The organism is Brevundimonas sp., assembly GCF_027487935.1.
Taxonomy (GTDB): domain Bacteria; phylum Pseudomonadota; class Alphaproteobacteria; order Caulobacterales; family Caulobacteraceae; genus Brevundimonas.
In genome coordinates, this window is sequence record NZ_JAIYCP010000019.1 from 46,045 (window position 1) to 68,945 (window position 22,901).

Sequence of the window (22,901 nt, forward strand, 5' to 3'; positions counted from 1 at the left end):
GTCAGCATCGCCTTGAGCCCTTCAGCGACTCTCACCTCAAATGCTCTGTAACCCGCGCTTCCAGCGTTTCCGCCAGCATCTTGCCGGTCGGGTGATCGTCGGTCTGGATCTCATCGCGAACGACGGCCTTGATGGCGTCAATATGGGCGTCGAGCAGTACCATGGGGGCCGCCATACGCTTGGCCGGATCGTCCATCATCTTGCAAAGGGAGCCCGCCAGGCGCGTTACCAGCGGGTATTGATAGGTGCTGCCCAGCCCCTTCAGATCATGGGCGCGGAAATAGAGGGCTTCGGCCGTAGCGGGATTATAGCCGGAGTCGCGAATATCAGCCCGGGCGCCGTCAAGCTTCTCGAGCTCGTCTTGCAGCCATTGTCCAAACTGGGACGACATTGCCTGCAGGGCCTGTTCGGCCTTGGCAATTGCCCCGGCATCGATACCCCCAAAGCTTCCACCGACCTTCATACGGAGGGTATTGGGCGGGCGAATGACCTGGGCCGGATTGCTCACGAATGACTCCTGCGTACGAACTGCCGGAACCCTCGCACTCACGTCATTAAAAAGGGGTGCATGGTCGTCAGGACGCGAACTGCTCCGCGAGGACCCGCTCCTCGAAAGAACGGCCTGCGTCGAACAGCATCGTCAGGGCGATGTCACGGCGCTCATGCACCTCAACCCGGGAGACGGATCGGACCTCGAGATCATCAGCGGTGGCGCTGACTGGCCGCTTCCCTGACTCCAGCACCTCGAAACAGACTTTCGATTGGTGCGGCAGCAGGGCCCCCCGCCAACGCCGGGGGCGGAAGGCGCTGATCGGGGTCAGGGCCAGCACCCGGGAGTCGAGAGGAATGATCGGCCCGTGAGCCGAAAGATTGTAAGCGGTCGATCCCGCCGCGGTAGCAAGCAGGCATCCGTCGCAAGACAGCTCATCAAGCCGCACGCGACCGTCAACCTTGATCCGCAGTTTTGCGCTCTGTCGAGTTTGGCGAAGGAGCGAAACCTCATTGATCGCCAGGCCGCTGTGGGCCTGCCCGGCTTCGGTCCATGCGTCCATCTGTAGCGGATGGATCACCGCGCGCCCGGCCCCCGCCAGCCGCTCGATGAGGCCTTCCTCCTCGAAATCGTTCATCAGAAAGCCGACCGAGCCCCGGTTCATGCCGAACACAGGGGTTCCCAGATCCATGACCGTGTGCAGGGTCTCCAGCATGAAGCCGTCACCGCCCAGCGCCACAATCACGTCGGCGTCGACGCGATCAATCGAGCCATATCGGGCAATCAGTCGGTCACGCGCCGTCTGGGCCTCGGGTCGATCCGAGGCGACGAAGGCGATGCGGGCAGGGGCCAGATCTGGTTCGGTCACGAAACCACGCAAGCCGAGGCCGACGACGAAGTCAAACGACGGTTCGCTGTTGGTCTTGGCTGGCAGCCATCAACGCCTTGAAAGCCCGGCTGGCTGAACCTTGGGACAGGGCCCCTCGAAGCCAGACAGGCTCGCCCTGGTCGCCGGGCAGGAAATCGTTGAATTTGCGCAACTCGGCCAACAAGGTCGGAAACACCGCCCGATCGATCCCGACTGCGGCGCAAGCGTAGTAGAGCGCTTCTGGTGACGGTGCTGAAAGTGCCCGGCGAACCTGCTCATCCGTGAAGCCACCCAAAGCGGACAGACCGTGCGCAAAAAGGCTCAACCGTTTTTCGCGGACGGCCCGGATCAGGAGACCAGCTCGCAACTGCCCGGCCGCCTGCAGTTTGTTGATCAGTCGCCGCTCCATCTCATCGCGCTCGCCCTGATCTACGGCGGCCTTTGCAGGGGGCGGGGGATGCACAATACCGCCAACGACCTCATTAACAGCCGCTCCCAAGGCCTGCTCATCAACGTTGAAACGGGCAACGATCGATTGGCGCAAGGCCGTCCCGACCCACTGGTACATCTGCTCTGCCAGCGCTTCAGTCAGCCGGGGATGGCGGGTGAGCGGCCCACGCAAGGCTGCGATTCGACGTGAGTGTTCAACCAGCCGCCGTACGCCCTCCAAGCTGATCCCGGCTGAATGATTGGTCGACAGTGCCATGAGCACAGCGGGCTCGGCCTGGTCGATAACGGCATCCGCCACCCGACCGCTGATCCCCGGGCGGCGCGCCACAGCGATCTGATGTTCCAGCGATGCCTCGATCAGCACGCGCAACAGGTCGTCATCCTGGAGGACAGGGCTGCACTCGAGGATTGGCCGGGCGATTTCGATCTCGTCCAGCGCCAGAAGATTCACCAGCGCGGCGGGAGCCCATTCCGCGTGGGCCAGCCTTTCCGAAAGCGCCTTTCGCACCTCTCGCTCGGCACGACGGGCGAGTGTGAGAAATACCTCGCCAAGGACCGATGACAGCTCTTCGGACGGAGGGCTGCTGTCACAGAGCGCCGCAACGCCCAGCAAGAGGCGCTGGCGGGCTTCGGTGCTGGAATTCCGGGCCAAAGCCAATAGCTCGCTTGGCCGCGGCGCGGCATCTGCGTTGCGACTGGCGGGCACGGGCTGAACGAGTACCACGGGCGTCTCCGGCGCGCCGGTAACGAGCCGGCACATTTTCAACTAGTCCGGGCCCCACTAAGACTGGGTTAACGGAAGCTGAATCTTGACGTCGGCTCCGCGCGGCGCGAGCGTACGCGGAGAAGTAGCATAAGGGACCAAGGCATGGCTGACAGTGCGGCTGTTTCATTGAAAACCAGTGTGTCCGAGGCGGAGTGGTCCGCCCGTGTAGAGCTGGCGGCGCTTTATCGTCTGGTGGCGCTGCATGGGTGGGACGACATGATCTTCACCCACATCTCGGCCCGCGTGCCCGGGCCGGAACACCATTTTCTGATCAACCCCTATGGCTGGTACTTCGAGGAGATGACCGCCTCCTGCCTGGTCAAGGTCGACCTGGAGGGCAATATCGTTCAGGACACGACCAGCTTCATCAACCCGGCCGGTTTCACCATCCATTCGGCGATTCATGGAGCGCGCGAGGATGCGCATTACGTCATCCACCTTCACACAGTGGCCGGTGTCGGGGTGGCGGCTCAGAAGGAAGGCCTGCTGCCGATTGGCCAGAACGCCTGCCTGCTTCAACATCAGGTCGCCTACCATGGCTACGAGGGCCTGGCGCTGAACCATGAAGAACGCGCACGACTTGTGGAGGATCTGGGCGACAAGCCGCTCATGCTGTTGCGCAACCACGGTACGCTCGCGGTTGGCCAGACGGCCGCGGCAGCCTGGATCGGGATGTTTTTCCTTGAGCGGGCCTGTGCCCAGCAGGTAGCGGCCCTGTCCGGCGGGCGGAAGCATGTGCTTTTTGCGCCTGAGGCCGCCCAGGCAGAAACGAAGGAACAGGGTCGGGGAATCGGCCTTGTCGCTGGCCTGGCCTGGCCGGGTGCCTTGCGTATGCTGGACCGTAAATCGCCGGGCTATGCCGTGTGAGACGGACCGGCGGACTTCTGGCCGCGATGGCCTTGATGGCGGTCGCCGGACCCACGGTCGCCGGTCCCTGGACCCAGCCACAGGGCCGGGGGGAGTGGATCGTCAAGTTCGAGGATATGCGGGCCGACCGCGGCTTTGATCCTGATGGTGCGCTGGCCGACCTGCCGGCCGAACGGCGGGACACAGGCCTCGGAGTGTTCGCCCAGTACGGCGTCACCGACAGACTGACCTTGCAGGTCAAGGGCGACTGGCAGTCGGGCGAGGACGCCTTCATTGCCTATGACGGTCGGGGACCGCTCGAGATCGGCCTGAGCTGGCAGGTTTGGCGTGACGAGCGTGCTGCGGTCAGCGTGTATGCGGGCTATGCGGACGGCGGGGAGGGACGCAACGCTGGCTATGCCGCCCCTGGTGTCGGTGATAGCGACTGGGAATTACGTGCCGCCGTCGGTCGCTCATTTGGTGGCGCGTTCGTCGATCTGCAGGCGGCACGAAGGCTACGGGAGGGGCTGTCTGACGAGACCCGTTTTGACGCCACCGCGGGTGTGCATGTCAGCGAGGACTGGATGTTGCTCGCGCAGGCATTCGGTGGTCAGGCCGATGACGACGGCGCGCGCTGGCTTTCGCTCGAAGCGTCCATTGTCCGTGACTTTGACGAATGGAGCCTTCAGGCTGGTTGGCGGCAGGCTGTGGCGGGCCGTGAAACACCGGCGAGCGGCGGCCCGGTCATCGCCCTCTGGCGGCGCTTCTGACCGCGATATAGCCGCTCACCTTTTGGCGACGGAAACAGCAACGACTTCCGTTACAGGTTCTGTAGTTGCGTCGACCGCGTGAACCGCTAAGTCGGCTCTTTCCTCCGCCCGAGAGCCCAAGTGTGATCAAACGCCATTTCTTCCTCGTCGCCGCGATTGTGCTGTTGGGCCTGATGATCGTGGCTGTCGTCCTCAGGATGGCCTTCTCCGGTGATGAGAAATCCGGCGGCGGCCCGGGTGGAGGCGGCGCTGGCGGTGGGCGCGGTCAAGCCGTCTCCGAGGCGGTGATCGCCACCCGGTCTTTCACCGATGAAATCCGGGTTCTGGGCGTGGCGCGCGGGCGCCGTTCGGTCAACATCACTTCGTCGACCAGCGAGTTGATCACCCGTGTCCTTTTCACCGACGGCCAGAGGGTGGCTGCCGGCGCGCCGCTCGTGGAGCTCCAGGCGCGCGAGGAGGATGCGGGCATCATTGAAGCGCGCGCCCAGGTGGCCCAGGCCCAGCGGCAATTCGATCGCTACAAGACCCTGGCAGACCGCGGCATTGCCCCTCGCGTGACTGTCGAGGACGCTGAAACAGCACTGGCGACAGCACAAGCCTCACTGACAGCGGCCCAGGCCCGACGGGGGGACCGCCTGATCAGGGCTCCGTTCGCGGGGGTCCTTGGGCTCAGCTCTGTGACAGCCGGCACCCTGGTCAATCCGGGCGGCATCATCACCACGCTGGATGATATCGACGTTGTGCGCGTCGACTTCCCGGTTCCCGAGCGTTACCTCGGGGTGCTTCGAGCGGGGACCCCCATTCGGGCGACCATCGACGCCTATAACGATGAGGTCTTCAGCGGCCGCATCGCTCTGATAGACACACGAATCAACGAACAGACCCGAGCCGTTACCGCACGCGCCGAAATCCCCAATCCGGGTGGCCGGATCCGGCCGGGTATGGCCGTCCGTGTCGCCGTCCAGCAGGGGCAGCGCATGGCTCCCGGCGCACCGGAAGCGGCCGTCCAGTATGAGGGAGACGGTGCCTTTGTCTATCGGATCGCCGGCGGCGAGCGCGGATCGACCGCCCAACGGGTCGAGGTCGAGACCGGTTCGGTTGAGGGCGGGTTTGTCGAGATCCTGTCCGGACTGAACGTCGGCGATCGTATTGTCGGCTCGGGTCTCAACCGTATCCAGCCCGGAGCGCCTGTCCGGCTTGGCGGGCAGGGTGGACGACAGGGTGGGCGGCTCCCGGATTCCGGCTCAGCTCCGGTTGCGCCGCGGAGCGCAACGCGATGATGCTCTCCGATCTCGCGGTCCGTCGTCCTGTATTCGCGGCGGTTGCGGCGATCGTGCTCTGCGTGATCGGCGCAGCGGCGTTCTTCTTCCTGCCGGTGCGCGAACTGCCCGATGTGGACCCGCCGATTGTTTCGGTCAGCACCAGCTATGCCGGGGCGTCTGCCGAGGTCATCGAGAGCCGGATCACCGAGCCGATCGAACAACAGATTGCGGGAATCCAGGGCGTCGAGCGTATCAGTTCGTCCAGCCGTGACGGTCGCTCGAACGTCTCGATCGAATTCTCGCTGGACCGCAACATTGACGACGCGGCCAATGATGTGCGTGACCGGGTTTCGCGTGTCGTCGGGCGGCTGCCGGACCAGGCCCAGCCACCGGAAGTGTCCAAGGCTGACAGCGACAGCCAGCCGATCATGATCCTGTTCCTGCGCTCCACGGCGATGAACCGGCTGGAGCTGACGGACTATGCGGATCGGTATCTGATCGACCGGCTGGCGACTGTGCCGGGCGTGGCGCAGGTGCAGATCTACGGCGAGCAGCGCTATGCCATGCGCATCTGGCTGGACGCCGGCGCACTCGCGGCCCGTGGGTTGACGGTCAGCGATGTCGAGTCTGCCCTGACGGCGCAGAACGTAGAACTGCCTGCCGGCCAGCTGGAGTCGGGCCAGAAGGACTATACCGTCCGGGTCGCCCGCACCTATGCCCGGGCCGAGGACTTCCGCCAGCTTCCGATCGGTACCCGCGGCTCGGGTGCCGTCGCAGCGACCCAGAGCGGTGGCGCGACAGCCCTGCCCAGCGGCGCTTCCGGTGCGATCCAGGGCCAGTCCGGCTATGTCACGCGGCTGGGCGACATCGCCCGCATTGTCGAGGCCCCGGCGGAGGATCGTCGTCTGTTCAGAGGCAACGGGCAGGACCAGATCGGTCTGGCCGTCACCCGTCAGGCCCAGTCAAACGACCTGGCGATCTCCAAGGGCGTCCAGGCCATGCTGGAGACGGTCCAGCCGAGCCTGCCGGAAGGCACGGAGCTGGTCGTCGGATCGGACAACTCGGTCTTCACCTCGCACGCGATCGATGAGGTCTGGATCACGATCGGTATCTCGATGGCGCTCGTGGCACTGGTGAATTTCATCTTCCTCGGGAGCATGAGGGCCGCCTTCATTCCGTCAATCGTGGCCCCGATCTGTCTGCTCGCGACCTTTATCGTTCTGGCCCCGATGGGCTTTTCCCTGAACCTGCTGACCTTGCTGGCGCTGGTTCTGGCCATTGGTCTGGTGGTCGATGACGCCATTGTGGTGACCGAGAACATCCAGCGCCGACTGGATCACGGGGAACCCCCGTTGGTCGCAGCCGAACGCGGCGCCCGCCAGGTGTTCTTCGCTGTTGTGGCGACCACGGTGGTTTTGCTGGCGGTGTTCGCCCCCCTTCTTTTCCTGCCGGGCTATGTCGGCCGGCTGTTTGTGGAACTGGCCGCGGCGATTGCGGCGGCCGTGGCCTTCTCGGCCTTCCTGGCCCTCACGCTCTCGCCGATGCTGGCATCGCGCATTCTGCGGCCGGCCCAGAGCGGCGGCTGGGTCTCACGTATCGTTGACCGCGCCATGGATGGACTGCGCAATTCCTACCAGAACTCGCTGCAGGCGATGGTGGGCAAGCGGATCGCCGTGATGGGCATGGTCGGATTGATTGTGGTGGTGGCCGGAGGGGCGGCCTTCATGTTCCTGACCCTGCCGAACGAGCTTGTGCCGGCAGAAGACCGCGGGCGCGTGCAGATCCGGGTTCAGGGGCCCGAGGGTGCAGGGTTCGACTACACACGCAAAATCGTGATGGGGATCGAGCCCATCCTTGCCGAGTACAAGGCCAGCGGGGAGGCAAGCAGTTTCCTGATCTCCGCGCCCGGGTTCGGTGGCGGCAGCTTCAACTCGGGCAACGGCAGCCTGGTCCTGAGCGACTGGTCCGAACGCGACCGTTCCGCGGCCGACATCGCCCAGGAATTGAACGGCAAGCTTCGCGGTCAGACTGACGCCCAGGTCAACGCATCGGTCCCCGGTGCCTTCCAGCGCGGTGGTGGTGGTGGAGGTGGTGGTGGATCCAACTCCATCGAAATGGTCGTCACCGGGGCCGAATACGAGGACATCTACAAATGGCTTCAGCCGGTGCTGGCGGCGTCGCTTGAGAACCCCGGTTTCTCGCGGCCACGGCTGAACTACGAGCCCAACGCACCGCGCTTGCTGGTGGATGTTGATCCGGAAAAGGCCGCGGCCCTCGGGGTTTCGTCACAGGCCGTCGGGCGGACGCTTGAGACCATGTTCGGCTCGCGGCGCGCCACCACCTACCTTCGTGGCGGGCAGGAATACGACGTCATTCTGCAGACCGAGCGTGGCGACCGCCGCAGCGTCGCCGACCTTGAGGCCCTTTATGTCGCGACCGGTTCGGGACAACTGGTACCGCTTTCCGCGGTGGTCACGACCGAGACCTCGGGCGATACGCCCGATCGTCGACGGCTGGATCGCCAGCGGGCGATATCGATCTCTGCCGATCTGAACCCCGGCACGACCCTGGTGGATGCGACCGAGTTCATGACCCGCGTCGCCAAGGAACAGCCGCAGGGCGTCGTCACCACCCAGTGGGGCGGTGCCGCACGCGACCAGCAGGAGGCGGGCGGCGCGGTCGCGGCGGCCTTCGGCCTGGCGCTGTTGCTGGTCTTCCTGGTGCTGGCGGCGCAGTTCGAAAGCTGGATCACGCCGGCCGTCATCATGCTGACCGTACCCCTTGCCGCCGCCGGCGGCCTGTTCGGTCTCGTGATGGCGGGTTCCAGCCTGAACATCTACAGCCAGATCGGCCTGATCATTCTGATCGGGGTGGCGGCGAAGAACGGCATCCTGATTGTCGAGTTCGCCAACCAGCTTCGTGACCAGGGCCGTTCGATCCAGGAGGCGATCATCGAGTCGTCGACCCTGCGGCTTCGCCCGATCATCATGACCTCCATCGCCACTGCTTTCGGTGCCTTGCCGCTGGTGCTGTGGCAGGGGGCCGGTGCCGGCAGTCGTCAGACCATCGGTGGGGTGATCTTCTCCGGTGCCATCTTCGCGACCCTGCTGACCCTGTTCGTGGTGCCCGTGATCTATGGCGCGCTGGCGCGCTTCACTCGATCGCCGGAATACACGGCTCGCAAGATCGATGAATGGGAAGCTCGGGAAGCCGGGATGAACGATGCGGTGCCATCGGCTGTGGAGTAGGCGTCAGGGCTGAGGCGACGGTGCGAAGCCGGTCTCGACCTTGAGGAAGGCGACCACGTCCCGGCGGTCCGTTGCGTCGGGAATGCCGGCGAAACTCATCTTGGTGCCCTTCATGAAGGTGCGTGGGTTCTCCAGCCACTCTTCCAGCCGCGCGCCGTCCCAGACGAAGTCCGCCTCAGTCATCGCGGCGGAATAGTTGAAGCCGGGGTGGACGCCGGCCTGCTGTCCGAAGACGCCGTAGAGATTGGGGCCGGTCATGTTCGGCCCGCCCTCGCTGATCGTGTGGCATGAGCGGCAACGTGCAAAGACCCGACGGCCATTGTCCAGATCGGCTGCATTGTAGGGCGCGGGCAGTGAGGCCAGCATCGCCACCTTCTCGGCCGCTGTAGGTGCAGGACGAGCCGGGGCGGCGGGTGCGGTCGGCTCCCCTGCTGGTCCCTCCGCCTGGCTGCAGCCGGTCAGTGTGAGCATGACGAGGGCGGTCAGGGCGGTGCGGTTCATGATCGATCTCCGGCGGTTTTCGGTACTGATAGCCCAACCCTGACCGCGGGCAACCGGTGTCGGTGAGATGATGGGCTGGACGAAGGCCAGTCGCACCTGATAATCACTGTCAACAGACGCGGCCGATCGCGCCGATAGTCACGAGCGTCATGTCCGAGCCCCGCAAACTCAGCCAGGCCCGGCCAGGTGACCAGGGCATCATCGTCCGGGTGGGCGACCCCGGTCTGAATGATGAACACGCCCTCGAACTGGAGCGTCGACTGCTGGAACTGGGTTTTGTCGAGGGCGCGCGCGTCGAGCTTCTGCATGAGGGACTGTTTGGACGGGACCCCATTGCCATGAAGGTTGACGACATGCGGGTTGCCTTGCGTCGACATGAGGCCGCAAGCCTGACCGTACGGTTCGAACCTGACCGGGCCGACTGATGGAAACGTCGCAAGTGAGCGCGCGGATCGCGCTCGTCGGCAATCCTAACAGCGGCAAGACCGCATTGTTCAACGCCCTGACGGGTGCTCACCAGAAGGTCGCGAACTATGCCGGCGTCACCGTGGAGCGGAAAGAGGGCCTGGTCCGCTCGGCCGGAGGCCGCGCTATGGCCCTGCTGGACCTGCCCGGCACCTATTCCCTGCGCGCCCGCAGTCCGGACGAAGAGGTCACCCGGGATGCTGTTCTGGGCCGGCTGTCAGGCGAGGCCCCGCCCGATGTGATCGTCGTGGTCGCGGATGCGACCAACCTGCGGCTGGTGCTGCGGCTGGTGCTGGAGCTCAGGGCCGTCGGCCGGCCGATGTTGCTGGCCCTGAACATGTACGACATCGCCCGACGCCAGGGTCTGCGTATCGACCTGGATCGCCTGTCCGCAGAACTGGCCATGCCGATCGTGCCGACGGCGGCCACGCGCAAGCACGGCATCGACGAGCTGATCGCGGCCATGGACGCCGCTGCCCACCCCCGGACCGGCAAGGCCGAAAGCGCCTGGACAGTGCCCGACGCCGCCGCCCTGCGCGGCGCGGCGCGGGAGGCCGAGCGGATCATGAAGGCCTGTGTTCAGCCGCCGGAACGACCGGATACGCTGACGGGCCGGATCGACTCCGTGCTGTTGCACCCGGTCGGCGGTCTCTTGATTCTGATGACCCTGCTGTTTGTCATGTTCCAGGCCGTCTTCACCTGGGCCACCCCGTTGATGGACGGCATCGAGGCGGGCCTCGGCGCGCTGGGCGGCTGGGTCGCGGCGATCATGCCGGACGGAATCTGGCAGAGCCTGATTGTGGACGGCCTGATCTCGGGGGTCGGGAGCGTTCTGGTCTTCCTGCCCCAGATCCTGATCCTGTTCCTGTTTATCATCGCGCTTGAGGATTTCGGCTACATGGCCCGGGCTGCCTTCCTGATGGACCGGATCATGGGCGGTGCCGGCCTGCACGGCAGGGCCTTTATTCCGCTCCTCAGCAGTTTCGCCTGCGCCATCCCGGGTGTGATGGCCGCGCGGGTGATTGACAGCAAGCGTGACCGCCTGACCACCATCATGGTGGCCCCGTTGATGACCTGTTCAGCCAGGATTCCGGTCTACACCCTGATCATAGCGGCCTTCATTCCCAACCAGACCGTCTGGGGTTTCGCCAGCCTGCAGGGACTGGTCATGTTCGGCCTCTACGCAGCCGGGATCATCAGCGCCCTGGCTGTGTCCTTCGTCATCCGCAAGGTGTTCTGGCGCGGTGCGGTCGAGCCGTTCATGATGGAGCTGCCAGCCTACAAGATGCCTGACCCCACGAGCGTCTTGTTCAATCTGTGGATCCGGGCTCGCATTTTTCTGGAGCGCGCGGGGCGGATCATCCTGCCGCTGATGATCGTGGTCTGGGCATTGGCGACCTTTCCCTATCCCCCTGAAGGCGCGACCCGGCCGGCTATCGACTACAGTTTCGCGGGCATGATCGGCCATGCGCTGGAGCCCTTGTTCGCGCCTATCGGTTTCAACTGGCAGATGGTCATCGCCCTGATACCGGGGATGGCGGCGCGCGAGGTCGCGGTCGCGGCCCTGGGCACAGTCTATGCCGTCGCGGATGCCGAGGCTGCCACCAGCCTGCTGGGCGCGACCCTGGCAGCCCAGTGGTCGCTGGCGACCGGACTGGCCTTTCTCGCCTGGTACGTCTTCGCGCCCCAGTGCGTGGCGACCCTGGGCGTGGTCAAGCGCGAGCTGAACTCGTGGAAATGGATGTGGGTGATGGTCATCTACATGTTTGGACTGGCCTATCTGGCGGCCTTCGTCGTGTACCGGATCGCGGTTGCCATGGGTGGTGGCTGACGGGGCCGCTGGTGCCGGCTGCAGGAATCGAACCCGCGACATCCAGTTTACAAAACTCATTTTGTGTTCCCGGCACCATTCAGATTGGTTTCAAGCGCTACTTGAAAATTCATTTATAACAGTATGTTGGTCTTGCCTGCGCTGCCCTGAGGGGCCTACACTGTCGGCGAGCCGTGGCGACATGGTGGCGACATGAGGTGGCGCTTTGGCTGTGATCGATATCGACAGGAGAACGGTGGCGGCGCTTTCGAAGCGCCCAAACGAAGGCTCGATCTATTACGATCGGCGGCTGACTGGCTTCGGATTGCGCATGAGCTCCGCCGGCCAAATCTCCTACTTCGTGGAGTTCCGCCCAGGAAGCGGCGGCCGTCGCGTCTCAAAGCGGCGAATTGTCATCGGGCGAGACGAGCCTCCGATGTTCAGAGCCGACCATGCTCGTAGCGCTGCGGAGCAGTACCTAGCCAGAGTGCGTCTCGGGGGCGACCCGGCGGGCGATCGGGCTGCATCGCGTAGTGCCCCCACCGTGACTGAAGTCCTGGATGACTATCTCAAGAACCGCGTCGCGCGGCTGCGGAAGGCCAGCACCCACGCGTTGTACTCCGGGTACGCCCGCATCCACATCCAGCCTCGCATCGGAAGCCGGCCTGCCAACCTATTGAGCCGCGCGGAAGTGACCTCGCTCCACGCCAAAATCGGCCAAAGCCACCCGGTTACGGCCAACCGAGTCATCGTGATGCTGCGAGCCGCGTTGGACTACGCCGCGCGAGAAGGGCTGGTCCAAGGCAGCTCTGTTAACCCCGCTGTGGGGATCGATGCCTACCGGGAACGCCTCAGGGAGAAGTACCTTTCAGCAGAGGAGTTTCGACGCCTGGGTGAGACGTTGGAGTTAGCCGTTACCGAAGGCCTGATGTGGCATCCAGATCCCTCAAAGAACCTGAAACACGCGCCGGCGCCGGAAAACCGCAGGATCATGATCGATCCGTTCGCCATTGCCGCCATCAGGCTGCTGGTACTCACGGGCGCGCGGCTTCGGGAGATTCTCAACCTGAAATGGGAGCAGATTGATTTTGAGCAGGGCATGGCATTGCTCCCGGAATCCAAGACCGGGCGAAGGGTCCTGGTCCTAGGTGAAGCTGCGCTCAGCGTGCTTCGTGCGATCCCAAGGACCGGGGCGTTCGTCGTTGCCGGGATACAGGTCCGCGGCCCAGACGGGCAGCTCGTGGATGCGCCGCGGTCTGACTTGAACCGGCCATGGAAGCGCATCCGGACACATGCGAAATTGGGAAACCTCCGACTTCATGACCTGCGGCATTCGTTTGCCTCGGTAGGAGCGAGCGCCGGCTTGGGGCTCTATGTCGTGGGACAGCTGCTTGGCCATAGGTCCCCTTCCACCACGTCGCGATATGCTCACATCGCAAACGCCCCGCTTACTCAGGCCTCGAATGCGATCTCGCTATCGATCGCGGAGTCACTCGGCGTTCGGAGTTCGCCGTCATGACCCGGGCGACTGGAAATGTCACCATTCAGGCCTTCAAGCCCACCCAAATCTAAGGCGAACTTCAGCGCTAATGCGCCCGATTGCGGGTCGAACTCTATCTGGCATTTGACCGTCGCAAGAAGCTTGAAGCGCCGCCTGCCTGCCGCGTCGAGATGCCGACATATTGGAAGGCTACCCTTGAACCGATCAATCCGGAGGAGCTCGGCCGCTACCATCTCCATCGCTTAGTCCAAGGCGCTGCTGTGCATCAGGGACGTCTGGATCGAGATGATGGGCCGCGAGCTCTCCCTGCTGGATCAGAACAAGTCGCTATTCGTTTCGCGTGCCCTGCGGCTGGTTCGGGGCTGGCATTACGCCGAGCGGCAAATCACCGACCGATGTGGCCGGCAACGGGTCTTCCGGCGGGATGGTGTCCCTGAAAGTGAGTTCATGTGACACAGCGCCCCGGTTTCATCGCCGGGGCGTTTTTCGTTTCAGAATCCGGCGACGCCGAAACTCTGATTTAAATGCAACTCTGATTTAAATCGCACTTCTGCTCGACCAGGTTGGGACAGGGTCCGGTGCGGGACAGGGTGGCTGGGGGGACCTGTCCCGGCGCAAATGCCCGCCACCACTGGGTTCGGGACAGGTTGGCACCCTTTTCTATACACTTCCCTGTGGGGGGTGTTTTCGTTTTGCTCGTCCAGTGGCTTTAGCCCATTTCCCCCTACAATCTCCTCTTATGAAATAGCTGTCCACCCTGTCCACCCTGTCCCAAACCCAGTCACAGCAAGGGTTTGCGCCGGGACAGGTTCCAAAATGATGCCCTGGGACCCTGTCCACCCTGTCCCGCAGCCTGGCGCATGAAACGAAAAAGTTGCGTAAAATCGCACTCGGATTGTGCTATTGGCAGTTTTGGAACGTCTCGAAAGCCGGGGTCGGTGCCCCCCGTAGCCGAGCCTAACCAACTAGATGGGACCCAAAGAGTCATAAAACTCAATCGGTTATGATTTTCTTCGGCGTTCGGTATAGAACAACTGGGAACACTGAGAGCCAAAGCCGATGGGTCCCGCTCGTTCAAAGGTGTGCATCGGCATCTAAACCGGAACCTCACCGCAATGCCGTTTGTCGCCTCACATTAGCGGATAGGCCTCCGATGGTGAGGCCTGCTTATCGTTCTACGCCCATCAGAGGAGCGCTCTGCGGATCGTACACGAACCGTGAGACGGTTATCCCGGAAGAGCGTGGCGGTGCAGGCAGTCCAGAGATAACTTGTCTCCGGTCTGCAAACTGAGGGCAGGGGTGATTTTCAACTTGCCGCAGTTGACCTGTCAGCACCTTACCGAGCGGTGCATTTGAGCTGACAGAGCCCGCCGACGCCGTGAAGAAGACAGCGCACCGTCCCGGGCTGGGGCGGTGCGCTTTTTTGTTCCCAAGGGTGGGGCTCAAGGACGATCGAGATAGGCGGTGACCCAGACCAACGGCGCGTTCCAATTGATCGCGACTTCATTCTGGCTGAAAGCCTGGATGTCGTCTCGCCAGCAGGCCTGGGGCGCGCATGTTCCGCGCATCGTCACCGCCACCGGATCGCGCATCATCTGGTTGTTCGGGCCACCTGACATGACGCCGGCGGGTGGCTTCGGGTAGGCCGTATCCAGGGAGTGCGCCCAGAAGCGGTGATGCGGATGGCGCATCGGCCGGTCGCCATAGCCCGTGACGTAGGATTGATCCAACGGATTTCGTCCCAGCACATAGTCGAGGGTCGCGACCACACCGTCTCGCAATGCCTCATCCCCGGTCAGGTCATGAGCCACGCCCAGAATGAGCCCCCGATTGAGAAGGTCGGCGTTCGACCCCCAGACGTAGTCGGGCCCCGCGAAGGGCAAGCCATAGCCCTGGGTCAGGCCTTCGGCCAGGTAACCGCGCGCCCACTCGACGATACGGTGTCTTGTCTCGTCACGGTCAGATGACGGGAGACGGTTTGGAACCGTCGCCAGGCTGATGGAACCCAGCGCGCGCACCGCGTTCCAGCTGGTATATACGCCCTCAGCTGATGTCTCACCCGAGGCTGTCGGGTGGTGAGCGGATCGCCTCAGGTCGGCCAGGTATCGGTCGTCTCCCGTTGTGACGAACATCTCCGCGGCCGCCCAGTAGAACTCGTCGGTCAGGTCGTCATCACCATAGTCGCCACCGCCATCGAATGAGCCGACGGCATAGATGTCGGGATGGCGGAGCGCGGCGGCATAGCCACGATCGGCTGCCATCTGGCAGGTCTGGGCAAACGCCGGATCAATGTCGCGCCACAGCCGCGCGCACTGGGCCGCAACCGCCACCAGGTTCAGCGTTGCGGCCGTATTGGGCGCATAGAGGTAGCGAGTCTCAGGGTCATCCGCCGGTGCGATCGGCAGCGCGGTCCATTTCACGTCGTGGACCTTGTGATGGACCAGACCCCCGGCATCGATCCGGGTAAAGGTCAGTGGCTGATCCGGGGCGAAGCGTCCGACGGGAACCTCCACGCTGGCACCCTCGGGAACCTGCATCCGGAGAAGGAACTCAAGTTGCCAGCGAACCTCGTCCAGGATGTCGTCAACGCCGTTTCCGGCTTCGGGGATGTCTGCCGTCCCATCCGGGTAGGCGGTGCCGATGTTCCGGATCCTGGCCCGTTCGTACGCGTTCAATAGCGTCCAGACCGAGATGCCGCCGTTGACGACATACTTCCCATGGTCGCCAGCGTCGTACCATCCACCCGATACATCCAGCGTGTGGTCGCAACCCGGCCAGACGTTGCCGCGGACGTCAGGGCCGGAGAAGCATGTCGCGCTGTCCGGCGTGTGGCCCGCAGGTCGCGCCAGGTCGGCGCGATCCACATGCTCTTCCAGGATCGGGATGCCGCTACGGTTCTGGTAGAAGAAGGCGAAGGCGTCTCGGTTCAGTTGTTGAAAGGGCCGATCCGAGACGGCGAATGGTCGGCTTGTGCGCTCCCCGACCTGGAGACGATAGCCGTTACCCTGAGTTCGCAGAGTTCCAAAGTCCAGATCGTGGACGCTGACGCCAGCAGTCGCGTCCCAGCCGCGAGGTCGGGATTGGCCCTGCGCGACCGTGTCTCCATTCGCGTCGATAACCCGCCAGGCCTGGGGCTGCTGACCGGTCTCGACAACCGTAGCCCGCTTGGGGCCCAGGGTCTCGAAGCCGACCTGATTCATCTGGATCGCGCTCATCCCGGCATCCTGGGCGGACGCGGTGCTGGCCAAGGCCATGCCGGCTGCGGTCGTGACGAGGAATTGGCGAAGGTTCATCTGTGAGTGTCCCCGAAGCGAGCGGCAGACCAGGTATGGAGCGCCCTGCGTCGCGGCGTCTTCGATCTGCTTTGCCCGATCGTCGTCAAACCCTGCCTGTGCAATGTCACCCGCCGCGCAGGTCAGGTCGGCACGACAAGTGTGTCGCGGGTGCTGTCTGTCCAACGACAGATCGCCTCCGGTCGGCGGTTGTCATTCGACAGGACACGCGGCACCCGCCCTTGTTTCGGTCAACCTGATGTCAGCCACGGAGACGTCGAGCTGACCGTTTGTTTCAAGGTGAAATATCGTGGGCGTCGCCGCCAGATTCTGCCCCGAGAAGCAGGACAGGGGAACGGCCACGGTCGCATAGGCTCCAGGCGCGAGGCCTCTCAGTGCTCCGGCGATCGGGACGGATGCGCTGCCGACGCCCAGGCTGACATCGCCCGTCGGTGAAGCGTTGACGCGTATGCTGACAGAAAGCAGCATGGCCCCATTGGCCTCACGCGCGATATCCGACGGTGCGTCGGCTCCCATCTCGGCCCATGCCCTGGACCTGCCGTTCCAGGTCAGTCGAATGGCACCGTCGTCCTGGGGTTCTGCCGTCAACCCCGCCGAACCATACAGGGTCGTCCTGGTCCCGACGTAATCCATGTGGGGCGCATTGCTGTCGCCGAGCCAGAACTTGTAGCCGTTCCATGCCTGGCCGCTGGTGAAATAGACGTTCCGCTCGCCATAGCGTGTCGTATCGGCGACCTCTGGCAGGGCGGGCGTTACGGTCGGGGCGGCGTAGGAAAGGCCAAAGCCATAGGCGAACTGCGGGTCGTAATCTGCATCACCGACATTCAACGGGGTTTGGTCCGGACGCCGGGGCCAGGAGAAGCTGAGCCGCCCCTGGAAATCATGCTGTGGGGTGCCATCGGCGCGCGCCAGCAGCACGTCGGCAATCCCGGCACCCTCCGAACCTGGCAACCAGGCCGCCACAAAGGCGTCGGCGGCATTGATCTGGGGGTTCACGTACAGCGGGCGCCCGGACATCATGACTGCGACAACCGGAATCCCCTGCGCCTTGAGCCTGCGGATCAGTTCCAGGCTTTCGACATTGTCGTGATGCAGGGCCACGTCGCTCTGGTCGCCCATGAACTCGGCATAAGGGGCTTCACCGAACACCACGATGGCGACATCCGGCTTCTGGGGTGACGTGCCATCCGGGCTGAAAAGCGCCTGCCCGCCGGATGCCTCTATCTGTGCCTTCAGGCCTTCATAAATGGAGGTTGCCCCCGGAAAATCGTTGGGCCCGTTGTCAGCGCCCTGCCAGCTCAGGGTCCACCCGCCGGCTTGCATGGCGATGTTGTCGGCGCCGCGACCAGCGACCAGTAGCGTCGCGTTCGAACGGATCGGCAGCACGCCGTTGTTCTTAAGCAAGACCAGGGATTTCCGAACCGCTTCCCGGGCAACGGCGCGATGTGCCGGTGTGCCGATCGGCTGGAGACTGGTCGCGCGATTGGCGGGCGACGCCGCGTCAAACACGCCCATCCGGAACTTGACCCGAAGTATCCGGCGGACGGCATCATCCAGTCGGCTCATCGGGATCTCGCCCGAGGTTACCTGGGCCACCAGATTGCCGTGCAGCGCTTTCCAGTCCTGTGGTTGGTTGAAAATGTCCAGCCCGGCGTTGAACGCGATGGGGCAATTTGAGTTCGTGCAGCCGGGTATCTGGCCGTGTGCCAGCCAGTCGCCCATGATGAAGCCGTCAAAGCCCATCCGGCCCTTGAGGACATCGGTCAGCAAGCCCTCGTTGGCGTGCATCCTGACCCCATGCCAGGAGTTGAACGAGGCCATGACAGACTGGGTGCCTGTGTTGATGGCATCGACATAGGGCGCGCCGTGCAGACGGGAGAGGTCAGCTTCGGAAACGGTTGAGTTCCCCTGGTCCCTGCCGCCATCGGTCGACCCGTCGCCAAGGAAGTGCTTGGCCGTGGCGATCACGTGATTGGGTCCGAGGAAGTCATCTCCGGTACCCTGAATGCCCGCCACCATGGCGGCTGCGTACTCGGAGACGATTTGCGGGTCTTCCGAATAGCTCTCGTAGGTTCTCCCCCAGCGATCATCACGGGCGACAGCAATGGTGGGGGCAAAGGTCCAGTCCATGCCGGTTGACCGCATTTCGGCCGCCGTCACTTCCCCGATCCGGCGCAACAGGTCCCGGTCATTTGCAGCGCCAAGTCCGATGTTGTGCGGAAACAGGGTGGCACCATAGACGTTGTTGTGCCCGTGCACGGCGTCGGACGCCCATATCAGGGGTATGGTGACATTCTGGCCGGGTACGACGGACGCCTGGTAATAGGGCTCGATCAGGTCAAGCCAATCCTGGACGGTGGAATGCTTGTTGCCTCCCGGTACCGCGCCGCCGCCGTTCTCGATCGAGCCGATGTGATACTGGGTCACTTCCTCGGGCGTGATTGTCTTCCATTCCGGCTGGATAACCTGACCAACCTTTTGCTCGATGCTCATCTGCGCGAGCATTTCCGTGATCCTGGCTTCTGCCGCCAGGTCGAGGCCGATCGGCGAATTCGCTGCAGGCCAAATCTCCGGATGAACCGTGGCACCGGCCGGGTCAGGCTCGGCTCCGGCATCGGTTGCCGTGAACGAGGCCGCAACCCCCAGCGACAAGGTGAACATCCAGAGGCTCGATCTGGCGAACTTCCTGCCCATGGCCTACTTCTCCAAGCAAAAACGACCTAAAAATGGTAACGTTGCCATTTGAAGATACCTACACGCTTTATTGCTTTGCAAGCTCCCGTTTCGCCGAAAGCGCGGCCAGGCGGCGACGCAATTGACAACGTTTCCATTCTTATGGATAGACCCTCTCGGAAGCGACAAGGTCAGGAAACCGTCGGATGCATCTACGGGTCGAACTTGGGGAAGTTGAAACGCGCCTGGCGCTCGACGCCTGCATTGCGGAACTGAAGGCCCGCGACAAGGTCGGCAGCATCGCCGTTGCCGACAGCCATGGCGAATTGATCGGCCTGCTGCGGATGAACGGTGCCGGGCTGGCGACCGGAACGATCGCCACCAACAAGGTGTTTACGTCCTCGCGCCTGTGTCAGCCCAGTGGTGACCTTGGAAAGGCCGCGGCCGAAGGTGGCTGGGATGTCCACTACCACGGTGATGCACGGTATCTGGGATGGGAGGGCGGGGCGCCGGTGTTCCATGATGGCGTCTGCGTAGGCTCGGTTGCCGTCAGCGGATTGAGTGGGGCCGAAGACTATGAAATCGCCCGGATCGGCGTCGCCGCCATTCTCGCATCCCTCGACTGATCCCCCATGGCATTCCCGATCCCCTACACGGCATCGCCTTTCCGCTACGAAGCCATGCCCTACCGGCGCTGCGGCCGCAGTGGCTTGAAGTTGCCGGCCATTTCGCTGGGGCTGTGGCAGAATTTCGGAGGCGACGATGTCTTCGAAACCGGCCGCTCAATTCTGCGCCATGCGTTCGACAACGGCATCACCCATTTCGATCTCGCCAACAATTATGGCCCTCCCTTCGGCTCGGCGGAGGAAAATTTCGGCCGCGTAATGGCGACAGACTTCAAGAGTCACCGGGACGAACTGGTGATATCGACGAAGGCTGGTTGGGACATGTGGCCGGGCCCCTACGGAGATGTCGGAGGATCGCGCAAATATCTGATCGCCTCGTGCGACCAGAGCCTCAAGCGCATGGGTCTGGACTATGTCGACATCTTCTATTCCCACCGGGTTGATGCGGAAACGCCGCTTGAGGAAACGATGGGCGCGCTGGCGACTTTGCATCACCAGGGCAAGGCGCTCTATGTCGGCATTTCGTCCTATTCACCCGAACTGACAGCCGAGGCAGCCAAGATCCTGCACTCCCATCAGGTTCCATTGCTGATCCATCAGCCGTCCTATTCCCTGCTCAACCGCTGGATCGAGGACAGTTTGCTGGAAACGCTGGGAGATCTGGGCGTGGGCTGCATCGCCTTTTCTCCCCTCGCGCAGGGTTTGCTGTCGAGGAAATATCTTGATGGCGTGCCTTCAGGTGCGCGGGCTTCCAGGGAGGGTTCCTTCAGCCCGGACCTCGTCACACCCGAAAACATTGCCCGCATCCGCGCCTTGAATGCCATTGCCGAGGGCAGGGGGCAGACCCTTGCCCAGATGGCCATTGCCTGGGTGCTCCGTGATCCACGGGTGACTTCGGCCCTTGTCGGGGCGCGAACGGTCGAGCAGCTTGCCGACACCCTGAAGGCCCTGGACAACCTGACCTTTGCTCCAGACGAGTTGACGGAAATCGACACCCACGCCTGCGACGGCGGCCTCAACATCTGGCGCGTATCTTCTGACCTGTAGGGCCGGTCGGGAGCCTGGCGGAAAGGCAGCCCAAGCATGCGCCTAAGTGTTGTCATGGGCCTGGTGCGGGCAAGCCTGACATTGCTGGTGTGTCTATGCTCCGGGACAGCTCTCGCTCATGAACCTTTTGTCCATCCCGGGGCCCTGCACACGGCGCAGAGTCTGGACTTCGTGAAGGCCCGGATATCCGCCGGAAGATCTCCCTGGAGCGCCGCATTTCGCGAGGTCGAGCGGGCTGCGCTCCCGGCACCTGCACCTGTCGAATACATCAATTCGCTGGACATGGATGATGTCCGGGCATCCGAGCGGAGCGCCATAAACGCCTATGCGAACGCGCTGGCATGGCGCTTGACCGGCGAGGAGACGTACGGCCGCCAGGCCATTCAGAATCTCAACGGCTGGGCGGACTTCAAAGGCTTCACCGGCGGTACGGATCAGGACAGGCTGCATGCCGGCTGGGTTGGCTGCCTGTTGGGCGAGGCCGCGGAGATCATGCGCGTTCATCCGGAATGGAGCCCACAGCAGATTGCGGCGCTTCAGACCATGTTCCGGACCGCGTTCTATCCTCAGCTCGAAGTCGCCAGCCGATGGAACGGCAACGTCGATCTCACCCAGATCGAAGCCTTGATGACCATTGCCGTTTTCAATGATGATCGCCCGGCCTTCCGGCTTGCGCTGCAAAGGCTGGACTCGAGAAGCACCGCCTATTTCTATCTCGGCTCGGACAACTCAGCTCGCACGGCAGAAGGCGACGCCTTCTGGTTCCATCCATCCCTTTGGGTGGACGGACTTACCCAGGAAACCTGCCGCGACAACGGCCACCATGCCCAGTTCGGTCTGGCATCAGCCCTGCACGCCGCCGAGATAGCCTGGAACCAGGGTGTCGACGTCTATGCCGGCCAGGCCGAGCGATACACCGCTGCGATGGAATTGATCGCCCACCAGCTTCTCACGGGTGACATGCAGGGTGTCTGCGCCAATCCCGTCGCGACCCGCGTCATCCTCGATACCTTCGAGATTGGCTTCAATCACTACCACAATCGCATGGGCCTGCCGCTCCCCCATACCCGGCGGCTGATTGCCGAGCGGGTGCGGACGCAAGGGGTCTCCATCTGGAACATCTTCCACGAAACGCTGACCCACGCTGAGCTGTCCCGGCCGGGTGGGCGATAACCAGCCCGACAATCGCGGGCCCGTTTCCCGCCTCAGCCGATCGGCCGGGTGGAACTGCGAATGACCAGCCGGTGCGGCAGGATCTCATCCCTGACAGCATTGCCTTCCGGCGTGTCGATTGCACGCAGCAGCCGCAAAGCAGCGCTGACGCCGATTTCACGCGCCGGCTGGAGTACGGTGGACAAGGGGGGATTGGCGATGGCCGCGTACCGGGTATCGTCAAAACCCATGATGGAGAGATCCTCGGGCACCTTGAACCCGCGCCTCGCTGCATAACTCAGGACGCCCAGCGCCATGTCATCATTGGCGCAGAATACGGCCGTCGGCATCTGCGGTCTGGACAGTATCTCCATGGCGGCATTGACCCCGCCGTTGGACGTCAGATCGGAATGGATGATGCTGGCCTCATCAACCGGAAGGCCGGCGAGCCGCATCGCCTCCAGAAAGCCAAGCTCCCGATCGCTGGTGACGTAGGAATTTCTGGGGCCGGAGACGAACAGGATGGCACTGTGTCCCGTTCGGATAAGGTAATCGGTGGCGTCAAACGCGGCCTGGTAGTTGTCAATGTGCACGCTTGGAAACTGGCTGAGATCGTCACTTATCGGCTCAAGCCCGATCACGATCGGAAGCGGCTTGGACTTGTTGATCTCTATCAGTTTCTTGCTGAAGGGGAGGGTTGAACACAGCAAAATCACCCCTTCAACCTGCTTGGCGACCAGCATGTCGATAAAGGAGTTGCCTTCCGCGACACCGGGTCGCGATTCCGTCAGCACGATGGAATAGCGGGTATCAAGAACGGACCGGATGCCTTCAAGTATCTCCGCAAACAGCCAACTGCCGATTTCGTGAACGACGACAAGGACGATGTTTGTTTTGCCGCGACGAAAATTCTGCGCCAGCATGTTCGGGCTGAAGTTTATATCTTCAATTACACGACGAACTCTGGCGAGCGTCTTCTTGCCTACCTTTTCCGGTGCATTCAGGCATCTTGAGACTGTAGTTGTCGAAACCCCGGCAAGCTTGGCAACTTCCACGATTGTAGGGTTCGTCAAAAGCGTATCCTGGATTCAGAATTCTATCGTGTTCGAAACAGAACAGATCGGCTCTTGGTT

The 22,901-nt window shown here is 63.1% G+C and carries 17 protein-coding genes; 10 read left to right on the forward strand and 7 right to left on the reverse strand.

Going from position 1 to position 22,901, the window contains the following annotated elements:
- Positions 1–31: 31 nt before the first annotated feature.
- The 3 genes from Q0053_RS07100 to Q0053_RS07110 form a co-directional block, all read right to left on the reverse strand.
- Complete coding sequence (locus Q0053_RS07100) at positions 32–508, reverse strand: Hpt domain-containing protein (protein ID WP_298097957.1); 477 nt, start codon at positions 506–508, stop codon at positions 32–34.
- Between the two features lie 67 nt (positions 509–575).
- Positions 576–1,358, reverse strand: coding sequence for an NAD kinase (locus Q0053_RS07105; protein ID WP_298097960.1), 783 nt, complete (start codon positions 1,356–1,358; stop codon positions 576–578).
- 31 nt (positions 1,359–1,389) lie between these two features.
- Complete coding sequence (locus Q0053_RS07110) at positions 1,390–2,532, reverse strand: DUF2336 domain-containing protein (RefSeq protein ID WP_298097965.1); 1,143 nt, start codon at positions 2,530–2,532, stop codon at positions 1,390–1,392.
- Positions 2,533–2,676: 144 nt separating this feature from the next.
- Between Q0053_RS07110 and Q0053_RS07115 the strand changes: the two genes are divergently transcribed.
- The 4 genes from Q0053_RS07115 to Q0053_RS07130 all read left to right on the forward strand — a co-directional run bounded on the left by Q0053_RS07115 (position 2,677) and on the right by Q0053_RS07130 (position 8,700).
- A complete protein-coding gene (locus tag Q0053_RS07115; protein WP_298097967.1) occupies positions 2,677–3,441 on the forward strand; it encodes a class II aldolase/adducin family protein in 765 nt (254 codons plus the stop codon).
- 26 nt (positions 3,442–3,467) lie between these two features.
- Complete coding sequence (locus Q0053_RS07120; RefSeq protein WP_298097969.1) at positions 3,468–4,190, forward strand: hypothetical protein; 723 nt, start codon at positions 3,468–3,470, stop codon at positions 4,188–4,190.
- 122 nt (positions 4,191–4,312) lie between these two features.
- The gene (locus Q0053_RS07125) at positions 4,313–5,470 is read left to right on the forward strand and encodes an efflux RND transporter periplasmic adaptor subunit (RefSeq protein WP_298097971.1); all 1,158 of its coding nucleotides are present in this window, start codon (positions 4,313–4,315) and stop codon (positions 5,468–5,470) included.
- The gene (locus tag Q0053_RS07130; RefSeq protein ID WP_298098063.1) at positions 5,470–8,700 is read left to right on the forward strand and encodes an efflux RND transporter permease subunit; all 3,231 of its coding nucleotides are present in this window, start codon (positions 5,470–5,472) and stop codon (positions 8,698–8,700) included. Before Q0053_RS07125 ends, Q0053_RS07130 begins: the two co-directional genes overlap by 1 nt.
- Positions 8,701–8,703: 3 nt before the next feature.
- Here the strand turns inward: Q0053_RS07130 and Q0053_RS07135 are convergent, their stop codons facing one another.
- A complete protein-coding gene (locus Q0053_RS07135) occupies positions 8,704–9,201 on the reverse strand; it encodes a cytochrome c family protein (RefSeq protein ID WP_298097973.1) in 498 nt (165 codons plus the stop codon).
- A gap of 149 nt (positions 9,202–9,350) precedes the next feature.
- On the opposite strand from Q0053_RS07135, the gene Q0053_RS07140 reads away from it, so the two are divergent.
- From Q0053_RS07140 to Q0053_RS07150, 3 genes are all read left to right on the forward strand, one after another.
- Positions 9,351–9,626, forward strand: coding sequence for a FeoA family protein (locus tag Q0053_RS07140; RefSeq protein ID WP_298097976.1), 276 nt, complete (start codon positions 9,351–9,353; stop codon positions 9,624–9,626).
- Positions 9,626–11,497 (forward strand): ferrous iron transporter B, encoded by a 1,872-nt coding sequence (locus tag Q0053_RS07145; protein WP_298097979.1) that lies wholly within the window; start codon positions 9,626–9,628, stop codon positions 11,495–11,497. The genes Q0053_RS07140 and Q0053_RS07145 overlap by 1 nt, the downstream gene beginning before the upstream one ends.
- A 211-nt stretch (positions 11,498–11,708) precedes the next feature.
- The gene (locus Q0053_RS07150) at positions 11,709–12,995 is read left to right on the forward strand and encodes a tyrosine-type recombinase/integrase (protein WP_298098066.1); all 1,287 of its coding nucleotides are present in this window, start codon (positions 11,709–11,711) and stop codon (positions 12,993–12,995) included.
- Between the two features lie 1,424 nt (positions 12,996–14,419).
- Here Q0053_RS07150 and Q0053_RS07155 read toward each other — a convergent pair.
- Both Q0053_RS07155 and Q0053_RS07160 read right to left on the reverse strand, forming a co-directional pair.
- A complete protein-coding gene (locus Q0053_RS07155) occupies positions 14,420–16,435 on the reverse strand; it encodes a glycoside hydrolase family 9 protein (protein WP_298097982.1) in 2,016 nt (671 codons plus the stop codon).
- A 27-nt stretch (positions 16,436–16,462) separates the two neighbouring features.
- Positions 16,463–18,964 (reverse strand): glycoside hydrolase family 3 protein, encoded by a 2,502-nt coding sequence (locus tag Q0053_RS07160; protein ID WP_298097985.1) that lies wholly within the window; start codon positions 18,962–18,964, stop codon positions 16,463–16,465.
- 185 nt (positions 18,965–19,149) lie between these two features.
- Between Q0053_RS07160 and Q0053_RS07165 the strand changes: the two genes are divergently transcribed.
- The 3 genes from Q0053_RS07165 to Q0053_RS07175 are packed head-to-tail and all read left to right on the forward strand — an operon-like array spanning position 19,150 to position 21,789.
- Complete coding sequence (locus tag Q0053_RS07165) at positions 19,150–19,569, forward strand: heme-binding protein (RefSeq protein WP_298097987.1); 420 nt, start codon at positions 19,150–19,152, stop codon at positions 19,567–19,569.
- A 6-nt stretch (positions 19,570–19,575) separates the two neighbouring features.
- Positions 19,576–20,616: an L-glyceraldehyde 3-phosphate reductase gene (gene mgrA, locus Q0053_RS07170; protein ID WP_298097990.1), complete on the forward strand. Its 1,041-nt coding sequence runs from the start codon at positions 19,576–19,578 to the stop codon at positions 20,614–20,616.
- A gap of 54 nt (positions 20,617–20,670) precedes the next feature.
- Entirely contained in the window at positions 20,671–21,789 is a 1,119-nt protein-coding gene (locus Q0053_RS07175; protein ID WP_298097992.1) for an alginate lyase family protein, read from the forward strand.
- A 32-nt stretch (positions 21,790–21,821) separates the two neighbouring features.
- Here Q0053_RS07175 and Q0053_RS07180 read toward each other — a convergent pair whose 3' ends face one another.
- On the reverse strand, positions 21,822–22,823 hold the full coding sequence (locus Q0053_RS07180; RefSeq protein WP_298097995.1) for a LacI family DNA-binding transcriptional regulator: 1,002 nt from the start codon (positions 22,821–22,823) through the stop codon (positions 21,822–21,824).
- Positions 22,824–22,901: the final 78 nt, after the last annotated feature.

Bases quoted from the DNA above. Each gene is read 5' to 3' on its own strand.
- Q0053_RS07115 (WP_298097967.1), top strand. From the start codon at position 2,677: ATGGCTGACAGTGCGGCTGTTTCATTGAAAACCAGTGTGTCCGAGGCG.
- Q0053_RS07120 (WP_298097969.1), top strand. From the start codon at position 3,468: ATGGCCTTGATGGCGGTCGCCGGACCCACGGTCGCCGGTCCCTGGACC.
- Q0053_RS07130 (WP_298098063.1), top strand. From the start codon at position 5,470: ATGCTCTCCGATCTCGCGGTCCGTCGTCCTGTATTCGCGGCGGTTGCG.
- Q0053_RS07135 (WP_298097973.1), bottom strand. From the start codon at position 9,201: ATGAACCGCACCGCCCTGACCGCCCTCGTCATGCTCACACTGACCGGC.
- Q0053_RS07140 (WP_298097976.1), top strand. From the start codon at position 9,351: ATGTCCGAGCCCCGCAAACTCAGCCAGGCCCGGCCAGGTGACCAGGGC.
- Q0053_RS07145 (WP_298097979.1), top strand. From the start codon at position 9,626: ATGGAAACGTCGCAAGTGAGCGCGCGGATCGCGCTCGTCGGCAATCCT.
- Q0053_RS07160 (WP_298097985.1), bottom strand. From the start codon at position 18,964: ATGGGCAGGAAGTTCGCCAGATCGAGCCTCTGGATGTTCACCTTGTCG.
- Q0053_RS07165 (WP_298097987.1), top strand. From the start codon at position 19,150: ATGCATCTACGGGTCGAACTTGGGGAAGTTGAAACGCGCCTGGCGCTC.
- mgrA (WP_298097990.1), top strand. From the start codon at position 19,576: ATGGCATTCCCGATCCCCTACACGGCATCGCCTTTCCGCTACGAAGCC.
- Q0053_RS07175 (WP_298097992.1), top strand. From the start codon at position 20,671: ATGGGCCTGGTGCGGGCAAGCCTGACATTGCTGGTGTGTCTATGCTCC.